Annotated in this window: 1 protein-coding gene (running past one end of the window); it reads right to left on the bottom strand. The window is 62.2% G+C overall.

Translation table 11 applies throughout. The features are described 5' to 3' along the window. On the bottom strand, positions 1 to 16,338 hold the 3' end of the coding sequence (locus OUZ45_RS05095) for a tandem-95 repeat protein (RefSeq protein WP_266168852.1). Its footprint extends 21,273 nt past the window's final position; the window shows 16,338 of its 37,611 coding nt (coding positions 21,274–37,611); its start codon lies off the right edge, out of view — the gene reads right to left on this strand; the stop codon is at positions 1 to 3.

Genomic DNA, 16,338 nt, shown 5'->3' on the forward strand with positions numbered 1-16,338 from the left:
TTAGTTCGACCGCTTCACCACCAATCCACTGCGCTGAGCCAAATCCGCCGAACTCAGCAACGGCTGCTCGACCAACGCATTCCACCAGGCGCTGCCGATGTTCTCCGAACTACCCATGTCAGTCGGATAGGTGTTGACCCAATCCAGCGACGGTCGGCGCTGCTGGTTGGTCGGATCAATGCCCAAGCCCTGATTGACGATGATGTAGCCGTAGCTGCGCTCGTCGTACTGGTGACCGGCACTAGCCGTGACGAATACGGTCTGGCTGCGGCTGCACTCGCCGTCATCGTCGTCTTCATCCTCGTTGCGGCCCACGTTCAAGGTGATCGTGGCGGTAGCGCTGTGGATGCCGTCGCTCACCGTATAGGTGAACGTGTCGGCGCCGACAAAGCCATTCTCAGGCTTGTACAGATAGCTGCCGTCGTCCCTCTGCACGAGCTGGCCGTGAGCCGGCTTGCCGACGCTGAGCGTGAGGCGATCTTCGGCGTCCTCATCCGGATCGTCGACCAGAGAGCGCAGGTCGATGTGGACCTTGCCGTTCTGTTCCAGCTTAAAGACTGCATCGTTGGCGGTCGGCATCGCCACCACGGTGATGTGCACAGTAGCGACATTGGATATGGCCTCACTATCGCTGACGTAGTAGCTGATGCTGTCGCCGCCGAACCACTCGTCGTCCGGTACATAGGCGAAGCTGCCGTCATCATTGCGGTGCAGACAACCATGATGCGGGCCATCGATGATACGCACGTTTAGCACCTCGCCATCCGGATCGCTGGCGTTGGCCAGCACATCGATGCGCGACGGCGTTTCCGACGGCACGCTGATATCGGCATCCTTGGCGACCGGCGGACGCTTCGGCGGCAGCACAGTCAGCGTCACGGTGGCAGGCTTGGAGTCGAGCTCGTCGGTCGCCGTGACGTAGGTGAACGTGTCGGTGCCGACATAGCGCGGATCGGCTGTGTAGATCCAGCGGCCGTCCTCGTCCTGCGTCAGCGTGCCGTGCAGCGGCTGGGTCAGGATCTTGGCGTGCAGCTCGGCTTGGTCCTCATCGCACTCGTCATCCTCGTCGTCTTCATCGTGGCGCGGTACCAGGTCGAGCGTGGTCGGTTTGCCGGCACGCACGGTGAAGCCCTCGTCCTTCGCCTCCGGACGCTTGTCGACGTCGAGGTGGATCACCGCCTTGTTGGAGTCGTACTGGCCGTCGTTGGCGACGAACACGAAACTGTCATCGCCGAGCCAGTTGGCGTCCGGTGTATAGGTGTACGTGCCGTCGGCATTCGACACCAGGGTGCCATGGCGTGGCCCGCGTACGATCCGCGTGGTCAGCGAATCGGCGTCCGGGTCGGAGGCATCGCTGAGCAGATTGATCGTCTTCGTCTCGTTCTCGGCGACGAAGACCTCATCGTCGTGCGCATGCGGCGGCCGGTTGCGCGCCCTCACGTCGATCGTTGCAGTGGCGAGGTTCGAATCGGCCTGACCGTTATTCGCGATGAACGTGAAGCTGTCCGCGCCGATGTAGTTCTTGGTCGGCACATAGGTGTAGGTGCCGTCGGCGTTGAGGACGAGCTGACCGTGCTGCGGCGGTGTGACGATGCGCACGCTGAGCGTGCCACCCGGAATCGTGCTGGCGTCGGTACGCAGGTCCAACGTGCGGGTCTGGTTGTTGTGCAGCCAGAAGCTGAAGTCCTTCGCCACCGGCGGCACCAGGGCGACCGTGAAGCTCGCCGTCGCCACGTTCGAATCGAGTTGGCCGTCGTTCGCGACCCAGCTGAAGCTGTCGCTGCCGTAGAAGAAGGTCGTCGGCGTATAGGTGTACGTGCCGTCGGCGTTCTGCGTCACGGTGCCATGCTGCGGCCCCTTGACGATGCGGAACTTCAGTGGGTCGTTGTCCACATCGTTGGACGACGTACGCAAATTGACGCCGACGTTGCCATCCTCGGCCAGGTTCAGCGCAAGATTGGTCGCCGTCGGCGCATGGTTCACATGCGCCACGGCCAGGCTCACCGTCGCCACGTTCGAATCGAGCTGCCCGTCGTTGGCGACGTAAGTGAAGCTGTCGTTGCCGTAGAACAGGTAGCCCGGGGTGTAGGTGAGCGTGCCGTCGGCGTTCTTTGTCAGCGTACCGTGCTGCGGCTGGCTCACGATGCGGAAGGTCAGCGGGTCATTGTCCACGTCGTTCGAGGACGTCTTCAGGTTGACGCCAACGTTGCCGTCCTCGAGCAGGTTGAGCGACTGATCCTTGGTCGTCGGCGCATGGTTCACATGTGCCACGGCAAGGTTCACCGTCGCCGCGTTCGAGTCCAGCTGTCCGTCGTTGGCCACGTAAGTGAAGCTGTCGTTGCCGTAGAACAAGTAGCCCGGGGTGTAGGTGAGCGTACCGTCGGCGTTCTGCGTCAGCGTGCCGTGTTGCGGCTGGCTCACGATGCGGAACGTCAGCGGGTCACCGTCCACATCGTTGGACGAGCTACGCAGGTTGACGCCGACGTTGCCGTCCTCAAGCAGATTGAGCGACTGATCCTTGGTCGTCGGCGCATGGTTCACATGTGCCACGGCGAGGTTCACCGTCGCCACATTCGAGTCCAGCTGTCCGTCGTTGGCGACGTAAGTGAAGCTGTCGTTGCCGTAGAACAAGTAGCCCGGCGTGTAGGTGAGCGTACCGTCGGCGTTCTGCGTCAGCGTGCCGTGTTGCGGCTGGCTCACGATGCGGAACGTCAGCGGGTCACCGTCTACGTCGTTCGAGGACGCTTTCAGGTTGACGCCGACGTTGCCGTCCTCAAGCAGATTGAGCGACTGATCCTTGGTCGTCGGCGCATGGTTCACATGCGCCACGGCGAAGTTCACCGTCGCCGCATTCGAATCTAGCTGCCCGTCGTTGGCGACGTAAGTGAAGCTGTCGTTGCCGTAGAACAGGTAGCCCGGCGTGTAGGTGAGTGTACCGTCGGCGTTCTGCGTCAGTGTGCCGTGTTGCGGTTGGCTCACGATGCGGAAGGTCAGCGGGTCACCGTCCACATCGTTGGATGAGGTACGCAGGTTGACGCCGACGTTGCCATCCTCGAGCAGGTTGAGCGACTGATCTTTGGCGGTCGGCGCGTGGTTCACATGGATCACGGTGAGGTTCACCGTGGCGGTGTTGGACTGCGCGAGGCCGTTGTCGAGCAGGTAGGTGAAGCTGTCCTTGCCGTAGTAGAGATACCCCGGTGTGTAGACGAAGCTGCCGTCCGGGTTGAGCGTGAGCGTGCCGTGCGCGGGACCCGAGACGATCTTCGGCAGCGCGCCGAACACGTTGGTGTCGTTGGCCAGCACGTTGCCGGTGACGGTGCCATCCTCGTAGCCGGTGAATGCTGCATCGTTGGCATGCGGTACGGCGTAGGTCGCCATGTCGCTGATCGTGACGTGGCTGCCCGCGGGGCCGAAGCCGATCAGGTCGAACGACAGGTTCACCGCGGTACCGGTGGGCACGTTGTGCATATCGATGATGTACGTGCGGCTGCCGTCGGCGTTGGTGACGAAGGTGACGTTAGAACCCAGGTGCGCACTGCCATCGCCTTGCAGGTTGAGCAGGGCGTCGGTGTGATTGAGGTCGAACGTACCGCCGAGCGATGCGCCGGTCTTGGCGTCGAGCAGTGCCACTTCGAACGCGTCTTCGGGCATGTCGCCGGGATTTTGCAGGCCGACGTTGCTGACCGTGAAGCGCAGGAATTTGTCCAGGGCGCCCAGTTGGAATTGCTGGCTGATCCGGGTCTGGCTGGTGGCCGACTCGCTCAAGGTCGCTGTGGTGCCGGCGACAGCAACCGCACCTTGCGTGCTCCAGGCTTGGGTATTGGAAAAATCGCCGATAAAGCCTGCCGTGCTGAAGGCCGGTGCCTGCATGCCGGTACCCGTGGGCGTTGACAGCGCCTGGGTGAGGCCAGCCGACAGGACGACATGGCCCGCCGTGTTGCCGGTGACGGCATTGGCTGCAACCGTGGTAGTGCCAAACAGATCGGTAAGCGACGGCAGACGGCGCACGCCCGGATCCAGCGATGCATACATCACATCCAGCGGGTCGCTGCTATGTCCCAGGCCCAGTGCATGACCGAATTCATGCAGCATCGCGGTGAACAGATCCAGCTTCCCGTAAGCGGGAGACAGGCTGGAGCAGGTCCATTGATTGCCGGTATGGGCGCCGTCGAATGCGAAATTGTCCGTCGGCGTGGGATCGACGAACCAGCCGCGACCGCCACCGCTTGCATCCAGCACGATCTGGTGGCCTGTGGTGTCGCCGACATCCACGCCCTGCAGGTTGCCCACCGATACCGTCACATCGGCGAGCACATTCGGATCGGCACCGGCAGCAAGCCAGGCGGCGCGAACCGAAGGCAGGAGCTGGTTGATATCGGCCTGGGTGAGCGTGCTGGTGGTAGACGAGGCCGCAGCGCCTTGCGTCTGCAGCGCGGCGGTGCCGAGGAACTGCAGATTGTCCAGGTGAACGATATCGCCCAATACACCCGCGGATTCGCCGCTGCCAGGCTTCACGACAAACTTCAGGCGTCCCTGTGCATGCAGGCCGCTGATGCCAGACAGAACGATGTTATGGAAATTGCCGTCGGCATAATTCTTCAGCGCTATGCCACCGTTGCTGATGTCAATGCCGGCACCGGTGCCATCGCCGCCGTTGTCCTGGGGAATCCAGAAGACCTGCAGGACGGAGTTGGCGTCCGTTGCGCGTGTAGAGATTTCGAACGACAGCGACGTGGCTGTTGGCGGAATCGCCATGCGATCGTGCGTGACCGAGTAATTGTTGCCTTGGCCAAGCACATAGCTGAGGTCCCAGTCGCCGCATGAATTCAACGCAAACAACGAGTGAACAAGGCTGGCCGTGATGGGATTGCTGACCAATTTCGCGTAGGCGTCTCCCACGGCTCCCGTGAAGGACAACCACGTGTCGTTATTACCCGTCAAGTCGATGCCAAGCCGGTCGCGAATATCGGACAAGGACATGCCGAGATGGCTGACGATGGCGCTCAGCTGGCTTTCCAGGCCAGAGGACGCGATGGCATTGACAATATTGGCGATGGTCGCCGCGATGGACGGATAGACCGTAGTGCCACTGCTGATGAAGCTCAGCGCCCCCAGGTTAACGCCTCGGTTAATGGGGTTGCTGTTGATATCGGCAACAATGCTTGCGTAATTGCTGGCAATACCCGCGTTGAGCTGCGGAGAAACCTGCTGGGCAATCAGGTTGAACAGCTTGGTGATGGCGTCGTTGACCTTGCTGTCGCCGGTGTTGCCGAAAGCCTTGCTGAATTTGAAGACAAAGTCGTTGAGATTCCAGTTTGTGCGCAGATCGAGGAATTGCGTACGGCTCGCGCGATCGTCATGGCTGCCGGCGTAGTTGCCGCCAAGAGCCTCGCCATTGTCCAGGCTCCAGCCGGGTACGTCGTACGACTGCAGGAAGCGTCCATCGAAGCCATTGCGGCTCTGCTCGAAGGTGCCGTTGAAGATTTGCAGGCCATTGTTGACGGTCTGGTTGCCGCTTTCAAAGTCCTGCAAGTTCGAGCCGCTTCCGCTGTGCAGCAGGGTGACGATCGGCCGCTCCGAATTGTTGTAGTTGTTGTCGACCTGGCCTGTTCCCGAGGAAATCAGCGGCGGCCGCAGTGAGGAGCCGCCACCGATGATGGAATAGAACCAGCCTTCGCCGCCGCCTTCCCATGACACATCGGTATACGACTGGTCGCGCTGGTTTTGGTCATAGGCCATGACCTGCTGGGTGCCGTACATCACTGGTTGATTGTCTTGCAGCGCAATGTTCTGCCGCTGGGAGATGTACCAGGGCAGGAAATTGGGGCTCATGCCCGACGCCGCGTACAGGTTTGCCAAGGTTGGCGATATAGCGTCCAGGACCGCCGGGTTCAAAACGTACCCGTCGTTGAAGGCCGTCGAGTTGGAGAACTGCCGCCAGAAGGGCACGCCATCGCTGACATCCCCGTTCGCTTGCGACAGCCTGGGCGCATTCAGGTCGAGCGCACCGGTACCGAGGTACCAGTTCTGCACCATCCCGTGCGGGCCGGCAGTAAAGGCCTTGAGGCCCTGAAGGAGGCCGTTCTGGATACCCGTGAAGCCAGGCAGACCCGTGAGGTCGAAGTCGATGTTGGCATCGCTGACGATCTTCTTCGCACCACCTTGCAGCCAGCCCTCATAACTGACATTGCTGCTGTCGTTGCGTAGCTGCGGCTGGGCCTGATCGTTGGACAAGGCTCTTCCGTTCGGGTTGATGTGCACGAGCGCCAGCTCGTTGGCTTCCCGTTCGTAGTAGTTGTCGAGGAAGTTGATGTTCTTCCAATCCAGCACATTGGGATCGCTGAAGTCCGTGTTGTTCAAATGACCCGTGCTCAGCGAGGGCTGGGCGAAGTCATGCACGTCCAGATCGGTCATCTGCAGATCGGTCGGATGAATGCCCCATTGGCCCAGACGCTGTGCGATCAAGCCATTGACCACCGTGCCGCGGCTGTGCGCCATCAACTGCAAGGGGCAGTTCTTGAGATCGTCCACGCCGATTTCCAGCAGGCTGGCAAAAATCGCGTCGGCTGCGGCTTCGGTAAAGCCGGTGGTCGTCATGCCGGACTGGGAATACCAGTCCGAAATCAGGAAGATCGGCTTGCCCGCCGCCTTGTACGACTGCAACGCCGCCATGTTGGCCGCTGCCGTGGCCGCCTGGTCGCCAGCGGTGTAATGCAGCGGGTGCGCGTGATAGATGTTCGCCTGGCTTGCGTCGTACTCCATCCAGATACCGGTCGCGGGGTCGTACATGAACAGGCCGCCGCCCGTGCGTTCTGCAAGCTCCCTGCCGGTGTTGTAGCTCATGGTCGCCTGAGCCATGCCCTGTTCAATGGCGGGCTGATAGCCGTGAGTGATCAGGGTGATCGAGGCGTATTGACCCGCCGGCGCGCGGTAGGACGGCGTCGTGAACTTGTAGGAGTTCTGGACGGCGATATCGCCATTCAGCTGCGACTTGTACTGGATACCCCAGTAGTAGTCTTGCGAAGCCGTCAGCCCGAAATGATCGAGTGTGCTGGTGTCCAGCTTAAACACCAGCTTGCCATCGACATAATGTCCCTCGACGTCGATCTGCAGCGTACGGCCGGCACGGCTGTCGAGATGATTCGGATCGTTACCCACCATCGGCAGATTGGACGTGATGCTGGTAGGCAGCTGGGTGTTCTTGAGATCGCCCCAGGGGTCGCTCGGATCCGGGAACAAGCCGTGGTCGGCATCGAACACGCTGATGTAGAGCGTCGAGTGGATCGGCTGGCCCTCCTGATAGTCCTTGTCATAGACAGACCAGGAGAAGGTGGGCTGGATCAGCTTCTTCGGATCCGTATAGCTGTCGATGCCGTCCACCTTATGGTCGGTCAACTCAGGCTTGAACGGCTGGCTGCCGATGGCCTGCGTAAAGCCGATGGGTAGCAGGGTACCTGCAGGTTTCTGCTGGGAATTGGGTGCGACGTAATCGATCGGCCGCTTGTCCCAGTAACCGCCTTTATAAGCCGCTTCCGCGTCCGCGATCAGAGTGGCCACGTCGTACTTCATCAGGCCGGGTGGCGTGTCGATATTGAACAGCTGCGCATACAGCGTCGTGCCGTCCGGCGTCACGGTCAGGCCGTTCATCGCACCGCCGTAGATGGGGCTGGTAGCCCCCAGGAAGACTGGAGTACCGAACGGGTCCTTGATCACGCCGATCTTGCCGCCGATGAAATCCAGTGCGATGGTGTCGGAGAGGTCCATGCCCTCCAGCATCTGACGCTCAAGGTTGTAGTCGGCGACAAATGCATATTTGAGATCCGGCGTGACAACAATGCCTTGCGACTCGTAAATGTTCTGCCAGTAAATGCGAGAGGTGAGGTAGGAAGGCTTGAGATCGATCAGCGGAGCCGCTTTCGCATCCTTCAAGTCGCCCGTTTTCGGATCCGTGGTGACAGTCAGCGTCAGAATGCCGCGGTCGTAGCTGCGGGAATTGGAGACGATGAACTTGTTGGGATCCGAGGTGCCCTTGATGAACAGTGGCGTGATGCCCTGGAAACCACCACTCTGGTCGAGCACCAGACTGGATTTCACCTTGGCGTTTTCGTCGATCGATTTCAGATCGATGATGAGCACCTTGCCCGGTGACCTGTCTCCGCCATGCGGGAAGAGCACGTAGGGTTGGTTGGCGACGGTCGCGAGCAGATACCTGCCCTCACCGCCGACGGCGAGGCCGTAAAAGCCATACGGCGCTTGCGTCAGCGCATCGGTCTGAATCTTTATCGTGCCTGAAGGTTTGTCGTAATTCGTCGAGGCAGGGTTGATCTCGATTTGATACAGCCCTCTCGAATTCGACTGGTAGCGGTCACCCAGCGCCACGTACAGCTTGTCATCAGCCACGGCGATCGAGGTGATGTCCGTCGACGCCGTCGCTGTCGAGACCTGATAGCTGTCGAAGACTTGCAGGCTTGCGGTATCGATCGCATAGACGCGTCCGGCATAGCCGGCAATGTAGGCGCGCGAGTTGTCGGCCGAGAACGCCACCGCATCGACGTGCCAGCCGTACATATTTACTGGGCTGCCGGTTTGATCGTCAGTAATGGTCTTGATGAGCTGATTGTTCTCGAGCACGAGAATCTGATGTGCCTGGGAAACAAAGGTGAGGTTGTCGCGCGACGCAATCTGCCCTGAATTGCTGGCCAGCTCGTTTTTCTGCACGTCGGAATCACCGCTTGGCGTCATCGTTTGCAGCCAAATGGTCCGCACCACGCTGATCGACATTTTTGCCAGCGGAATGTGCGCGGGCGCATTCATGATGATCTGGTTGGCCGAATAGCCGGCCGGAGGATCAATGTCGATTGAGCCGCCTGCGGGCGACGTGAATCGTATCTTCAGCGGCCCGTAAAGCACGCCCGGCTGATCGGCGCCGAAGTTGTTGCCGGTGATGGTGAGCTGGCCGGACTGCACATCGAAGCTGATGTCGGTGATCGCCGGTTGCTTTGCCTTAAGTTCATCGGGCACGTCCGGGAAGATGTTGTCGAGGCTGACGGGCGGCGTGCTCGGTGCATGAGGCGGGATCGTGGCCTGGGTCACGTAGGTCGCGCCGGAGCGGAACGAATAGCAGGCTATCGCCTGAGCCGCCATGATGCCGATGCAGTCGAGCGCAATGCTCGCTCCTACGAGGCCGCCGGCCATCATGCCGACCATGCCGGCCGGGTTGAACAGCATGTCCGGCCTCACACCCAGTGCCACCTGGCGGCTGCCGTCGTCGGGGTTGTGCTTCACCTGCGCCACGTAATAACCCGTGCCGTCGACGCCAGCGTAGGGCGGCGAGCTGGTATGAATGAAGCCGTCGCTGCCCACGACACCGGATTCCACCGCGAGCCACACGGGCTGGCTTACGCCCTTCTCGTTGAGGAAGGTGGTGTACTTGTAGAAATAGACTTTCATGCCCGCCGTGGCATCTGCCGGGGCTTTCAGCGAGAGCTGCACGGGAACCGTCAGTGCCTTGCTGCCGACTTGCAGGTTGAAGGCGCCCGCGAATTCAAAGTCGGACGGCGGCAAGGTCGGCGGCGGTATCGGGAGATCCGTGGGATTGACCGCCGTGATCGAAACGGTGGTGCTGGCGCTCAGTGAATCCGGCGCGATTTGCGCGACCAATCCATTGCCGCCGTTGACGACACCGCCGATGGCCGGATCGATGGTCTGCGGTGCGACTGCAGGCAAGGCGACGACACGAACTTCGATGTCCCTCTGCAAGCCGCCGGTAATCACGCTGACGATGGTGAAGCCGGCCTGCTTGGCCATGATCAAGCCGTCGGCCGTGACCGAAACGATGTTCGGGTTCTGCACACGGTAGATCACGCCGTAGCTGGCAGCGGACTGGTCGCCGTCGACGGTGGCGTTGATGCGGATCTGACGCGTGCCCTGGTTCTCGACCAGACTGACGCTGCCCGGGTACACGGTGTAGCCCTGGTCCATCTTCATCTGATAGACGTCGCTGTCGGTGCTGGACGCCGACGAGGTCAACGCCATGGACGCGGTAAGCCCGCCACCGCTGGCCGAGATCACGGCCGTGCCGCCACCGTGCACATACAAGACACCGTTGGCGTCGACCGTGGCTACGCTTGTATTGCTGGAGCTGAATTGCAGGTAGCTCGCAGGCAGCGCGACGCCCGTCTGGTCGGCGAAATCACCGACCAGCGGCAATGGCATGCTGGTGCCCGGCGCCATGAACCCCAGTGTCGCCGGGGCGATTCGGATCAGCGGCGCGTTGCTGACATTGATATTGACCACAATCGGCGCCGACGCACTGAAGCCGTCATCGGCCAACAGCGTGAAGCTTGCGGTGCCGCTGAAACCGGCAGCCGGAACAAAGACCACCGATTTGCCGTCGGTGCTCAGCGTGGCACTGCCGTTGCTGCTGCTCACCACGCGCCAATAGATGGCTTCGCCCGCGTAATCGGTCGCCAGCTGATCCAGCGGGATCGTAGTGCCCAGGCCCACATGGGTCAGCGTGGTCGGTATGTTCGCGGCCGGTAACGGCGGCAAGGCGGCCTGGAAGCCATAGTTGGCGTAGAGGATCTGCCGATCGGTCTGGTCGACCACACCGTCGCCATTGATGTCGCCCGCGAGATTCTTGGTGGCGAGATCCTGCTCGAAGGCCGCGCTATCGCTGCCGTCGACCTTGCCGTGGTGGCTGAGGTCACCGGCCATCGACACACTGATCTTCGCCGAACCGGTGCCGGTAAGGCGCAGCAGCTTCATGCCCGCTTGGGTTACGCGCACCAGGATGGTGTGCGCGCCGTTGAAGACGGTGTCGCCGAGCACATCGCCGCCGACTACTTGCAGCGTCGACGTGGCATCGCTGAAGGTGACGCTGATGGCCACGATCAAGGCACCGTTCGCGCCGGGCACCTTAATGGTGGATGCCAGTTCGCTGTCGCGAATCGCGAAGGCGAGGCTGGTGGTTTGACCGGCTTGCAGCGTGCCGTTCCACTGGTTGGCGGTGCCATTGCCGAGCCACATGGCCGCCGTGCCGAGGTTGGCGGTGAGCGTATCGGTGAGCAACTGGCCGCTTGCGTCGTAGCCGTACGGCGTGCCCATGCCGTTGCTGTCGAGCGCACGCGAAAGCACCAGCCGGTTCTGCGTGTCATACGCGTAGACCACGCTGCGGCTGGTGCCGTTCGTATCGAGCGGACCGGTGATGCGCACGATGTTGCCTTGCGCATTGCGCAGGATATCGATGCGATCGGTGCTGCCGACCAGGGCAAGCCCGGCGTCGGAAACCATCCACTGTTTGCCATCGCTGAAGTCGACGCGGGTGACCTTGCCGGCGGCGTCGAGTCGATACTGTGTGCCGTCCGGTGCGGTCAGCACGTAGCCATTGGGCGCCCACGGCAGGCCGGTGGTTTCATCGTAGAGATGAAGGCCCATGCGCTGCAGATTGCCGCCATTGGCGGCTTGCAGGGTCCAGCCCTGGCTGCTGCCGAAGCTGGCGTTGTAGACCATGGGCGCGTTCGCGCCACCCTGCATTGCGGTGCCGCTGGCATCGAGCATGAAGCTCAGGTTCTGCATCGGCGCATTGACGTCGCCGAGGTTGCTCGGCATCGACAGCCAGATATGGCTGCCCATCGTCCACGCGGCGATGGCACCGCTGGCGGTCGACGCCGCCTGATCCGTCGTCAGGCCCGTATCGAATCCGGCGATCGCCCAGTTACCGAAGGCATGGCCGCTGTTACCCGCAAAGCTGCGGTTCACCGTGAACGCGTGGCCGCCGAGCTGATAGGTGACATCCGCTACGTTGTTGCCGCCGAAGCTCTTCTGCGCCGAATCGATGATCACGCGCGCATCGATTTCCGCAACACGGGCTTGCAGATCCCATGCGGTGAGGCGCAGCTGATACACGCCATTGCGGAACTGCGCGGGATCGAGGTTCGCCAGCGCGATCGCCTGGTTGATATTGCTGGCGTCGTAGCTCTGTTCGCCCAGCGTCTGCCAGTTGTCGCTGCCGTTGGCCGCGATCTGCAGGCGATAGCCCATCAACTGCAGTTCCTGCAGATTGGCTTGCAGCGCGGTGAGCGCATGGATCGTCAGTGGCTGGCTGTCCAGCGTTGCACCGGCCAGTGCGCCGCTCCACGCCGGTGCGGGAGCCACCGCGGACGGATCCTTGACCAACACCTGGCCGTCCGTGGTGTCGCTGAAGCCATCCGCATCGATGGCGGTGACACGCACATCGATGGTGCCCGGTTGAGTCGCCTGCAGCTGGAAGCGGCCGCTGCTGTCGAGCGCGACGGTCTGCCACTGAGCGGTGCCCAGACCGGTACCGCGTACTTGCACCGTCATGCTCGCAATGGGGCTGAAACTGCTCGCGCGCACGGTCACCTGCACGGACTGGCCGGGCAGGGCAGGCATGCTTGGAACGCTATCGATGAGAATGCTGGGTGCATTCGCCGATGCGTCGGCCACCACGCGAACCGTGAAAGTCCGCTGCACGGTATTGCCGTGGTTGTCATCCACGTTGGCGGTGATCACGAAATCGCCTACCTGGCCCGGACCCGGCGTCCAGTTCAGACGCTTGTTGGCGGCGTCGTAGCTGGCGCCTTGCGGCAGGTTGGTAAAGCTCACCGCCATGGCCTGCGTGATCGCGTCGCCATCCGGGTCGTTGGCGTAGATGCCTTGCCGCGTGTCGGTGCCGCCGAGCTGCACGGGCAGGCTTAGCGACTGGCCGACCACCACGGCGTGGCTGCTCACATCGAGCACCGGTGTGCGATGCACACCCAGAACGCGCACTTGCACTGTCTGCGTGCTGGTGAGTGCGCCGTCCGTGGCCTGGAAGGTGAAGGTAAAGTCCTTGCTCTCCATCTTGGACTTGTCGACGACGTCGAAACCCGGCGTCCATTCGAAGTAGCCGGTGGTGCCGTCGAAGTTGATGCCCTGTGGTGTATTGGCGTCGTAGAGCACGCTCAGGTGCACCGGCTTGTTGTCGAGATCGACGCTGTTCAGGCTGAAGGACAGGGTGCTGCCTTCGTCGACCAGCTGCATCGGCAGCGGCACGATCTTCGGTGCCTGCGCGATGTGCGCGACGTGTACCTCGAAGCTCCGCATGAAGCTCATGGCGCCATCGCTGCCGGTGACAGTGAAGCGATAAACACCGTTATCGCCACCCGTCGACGCGAACAGGTTCGGCGTCCAACTCAGCGTGGCCTGGTTGCCGTTCGCGCCGCTCGGCACGTTGAGCGCCATGCCTTGCGGCAGGCCGGCGGCGGTCCAGTTGATCAGGTGCGCGGCCGGGTCGGTGCCAAAGAGGTTCAGCGTCAGCGGTGCGCCTTCGCTGGTGTTGATCACCACCGGTGTGCTCGCGTTGCCCGTGTCGTTGACGGCCGTGCCGTTGACTTGCAGTGCGAGTAGCTGCGGCGGCGTATCGGCGGCCACCACGATCACATGGATCGTATGGGTGGTGACGTTCGGCACCGGATTGGCCGGATTGACATAACCCTGGTTCTGCGGCGGCAGGCCGCTGTCGGTCACGGTGATGGTGATGTCGTGCGGACCGAGGTCGTCGGTGGTCGGTGTCCACGTCAGCAGCGCCTGGCCGTACTGCGTCTGCATGGTCAGCTGTGCGCCGATCGGCAAACCATTGCTGGACAGGTGCAATGCATCCTGATCGGCATCGGTAATGCTGATGGGCAGGCTCAGTGCTTGACCGGCAATCGCCACGAACTGCTGCGGCAGTGTGAACACCGGCGGTTCGGTGAAGCTCTTCGCGGTCAGCACGAAGCGCTGCGATGCCGCCATGCCGGTGGCGGTGTTCTGTGCGGTGAGCGTGATCGTGTAATCGCCGCGATCGTTGTCGCCTGGTGCGAAATGCAGGGTGCCCTTGATGTGTCCATTCGCATCGGGCGCGCTTTGCGTGAAGGTGGCAAAGCGCGGCAGGCCGTCGATGGTGACTGTCACCGCATCGCCGATATTGGCCGCGACATCGACCGGAATATCCAGGGTGCTGCCCTTGTCCACGCTTGCGCTTGCGATCGGCGCAATGGTGGGGGCGAGATTCACATTCACCACGGTGATGGGAATCACCACCGTACTGGTGATCGGCGTGCTGGCCGTATCGCCGGCCTTGCTGGCGACCACCGTGACGTTGTACTGGCCGGCCTGGTTGTAGCCGGGCGTCCAATTGATCTGCAAGGTATCCGGGTCGAAGGTGGCGCCTTGCGGCAGGCCAGTGACTTGATAGCTGACCGTAGCGCTGACGTTGCCTTCGTTCGGATCACCCGCCTGCCCACCAGGCACCGGGCGCAGCTTGGGTTCGAACTGCGGATTATTCGGATCGAAGGCGAACACGCTGATATTCAGCGGCTGACCTTCCAGCGTGGTCCATGGCTTGCTCAGATCGCCGTCGAATTGCAGGGCGCCATTGGCGTGCAACACGGTGAGCTGCAGCGTTTGCTGCACCCTGCTGGTTTTGACATCGCCGTTCGGCAGGGTGAAGGTGGCCGTGAGGTTCACCAGCACCGAGACATTCCCTTCCTGCGCATAGTCCGGCGTCCAGCTCAACCAGCCCGTATCGCCATTGATCGACATGCCGCCGGGGAGGTTCGGGGCGCTGTAGCTCAACTTCACCGTAGTGCCGTCGGCATGCTTCAAACCACCCGGCATGCTGCCGGCAAGCTGCAGGCCGAACGCATCGCCTTCGCGCAGCGTCTGCTGTGCGACCGGTGCGAGCACGGGCTGCGGCCAGGCCGGGATGACCACGATGTCGAAGCTTTCGCGCGTTGTCACCCTGCCGTCGCTGACGTTGATGGTGACGCCGTTGTAGGTGCCGGCCTGCTCGTACGTGGGAGTCCAGTTGAGCGTACCGCTGCGCGCATCGAACGATGCGCCGGGTGGCAGGTTGGTGATGCTGATGGTCAGCGGATCCCCGTCGGTATCCGAGGCGACCACCGGCAAGGACAGCGGCTGGCCTTCGACCATCATCACCGTGTTTTGTGGTGCGATGGTCGGTGCATGGTTGCCGTTGGTCACCGCGATATGCAGGGTCTGCAAGGTGGCACTGCCGCTGGCATTGACGATGCGCAGCACGACGATGGTGTCGGCGTCGGCGTTCGTTCCAGGTGTCCAGCTCAGCGTAGCGATCGCGTGGTGTTTACCGTTGGCATCGACGGTGACACTGCTCGGCGGCGTCAGCGTAAAGCCTGCCGGCGCTTGCACGATCTGCCAATAGATCGCGTTGCTGTTGTTGTCGATGGCCTCGACCTGCGACGTCCATGCCTGGCCGATGGTGGCTGTCTGCGTAAAGGCATACGACGTGTCGGTATTGGCATTGACGGCTGCGATCGCGGGCGGCAGATCCGGCGTCGGTACGGCATAGATGCCGTGACCCAGGTTGAACTTGGCCAGATCCGCGAGGTTGCCGGCACCGAAATGACTGGCGGGCACCACGGTAATCGTCTGGTTCTGCAGCGTGGTTCCCGCAACGAGCTTGCCGTTTGGCAGGCTGTTGGTGAGATCCAGCACCCACAGACCGGCTTGATCGCCGCTGCCTTGCGTGGCGCCGGTAATGGTGTCGCCAAAATAGGTGCCCGGATCGAGCAGCAGCATCAGCGGGCCGTGCAGATCGTCGGTGCCGGTATTGGTGACGCTGACGTCGTAGCTCACCGCGCCGGTGCTTTGATCGGCACGGGTGTTGCTGAAATGCAGCTGCACGCGGCTGCTGAGATCGAGCAAGGCAGTAAAGCCGGTGACGCTGTCCTGGCCGATGCGCAGCTGGAACGCACTGCGCAGATTGCCGCTGATGGTGAGCTGGTAGTGACCGGCGGGCAGGCCGCTGACATCCAGATAGGCGGTATGCGTGGCCGCATCCCAGCGCACGCTCTTCGGCGAAATCGGCGTGGCGCCGGTGTCGCTGGATTGCAGCACGTAGTTGGATGCATTCAAGACGCTGGAACCGTCGCTGAGCGCGGCTTGCGCATTGCTGCCGAGCCACATGTCCTGATCGAACTGCACGGCGATCTGGTTGAGCGGCAGCGGCACCAGTGAACCATCGGGCACGCTGGTGGCGAGCACCTTGGGCGCGCGCGCCGCGGCAATCTCATCCACATGGTTGGTCTGCGCGACCAGGATGCGGCCGTCGGCCGTGGTGATCACGCCTTCGCTCTGCGTACCGCCGCTGGCGACCTGCAGCACGCGGCGCGACTGCAGCTCGATCATCCACACGGCGGAGCCGTGCGTGGTGTCGGCGACGCCGTTGACCTCGACGTGCTGGTTGAGGCCGCCGGTGGCGATCAACACGCCATCGAGCAGCGAGTCGGCCTGGCCGAAGGCGAGGTGGTCGAC

Origin of the sequence: Dyella subtropica (assembly GCF_026283965.1) — a bacterium.
Lineage (GTDB): Bacteria > Pseudomonadota > Gammaproteobacteria > Xanthomonadales > Rhodanobacteraceae > Dyella_D > Dyella_D subtropica.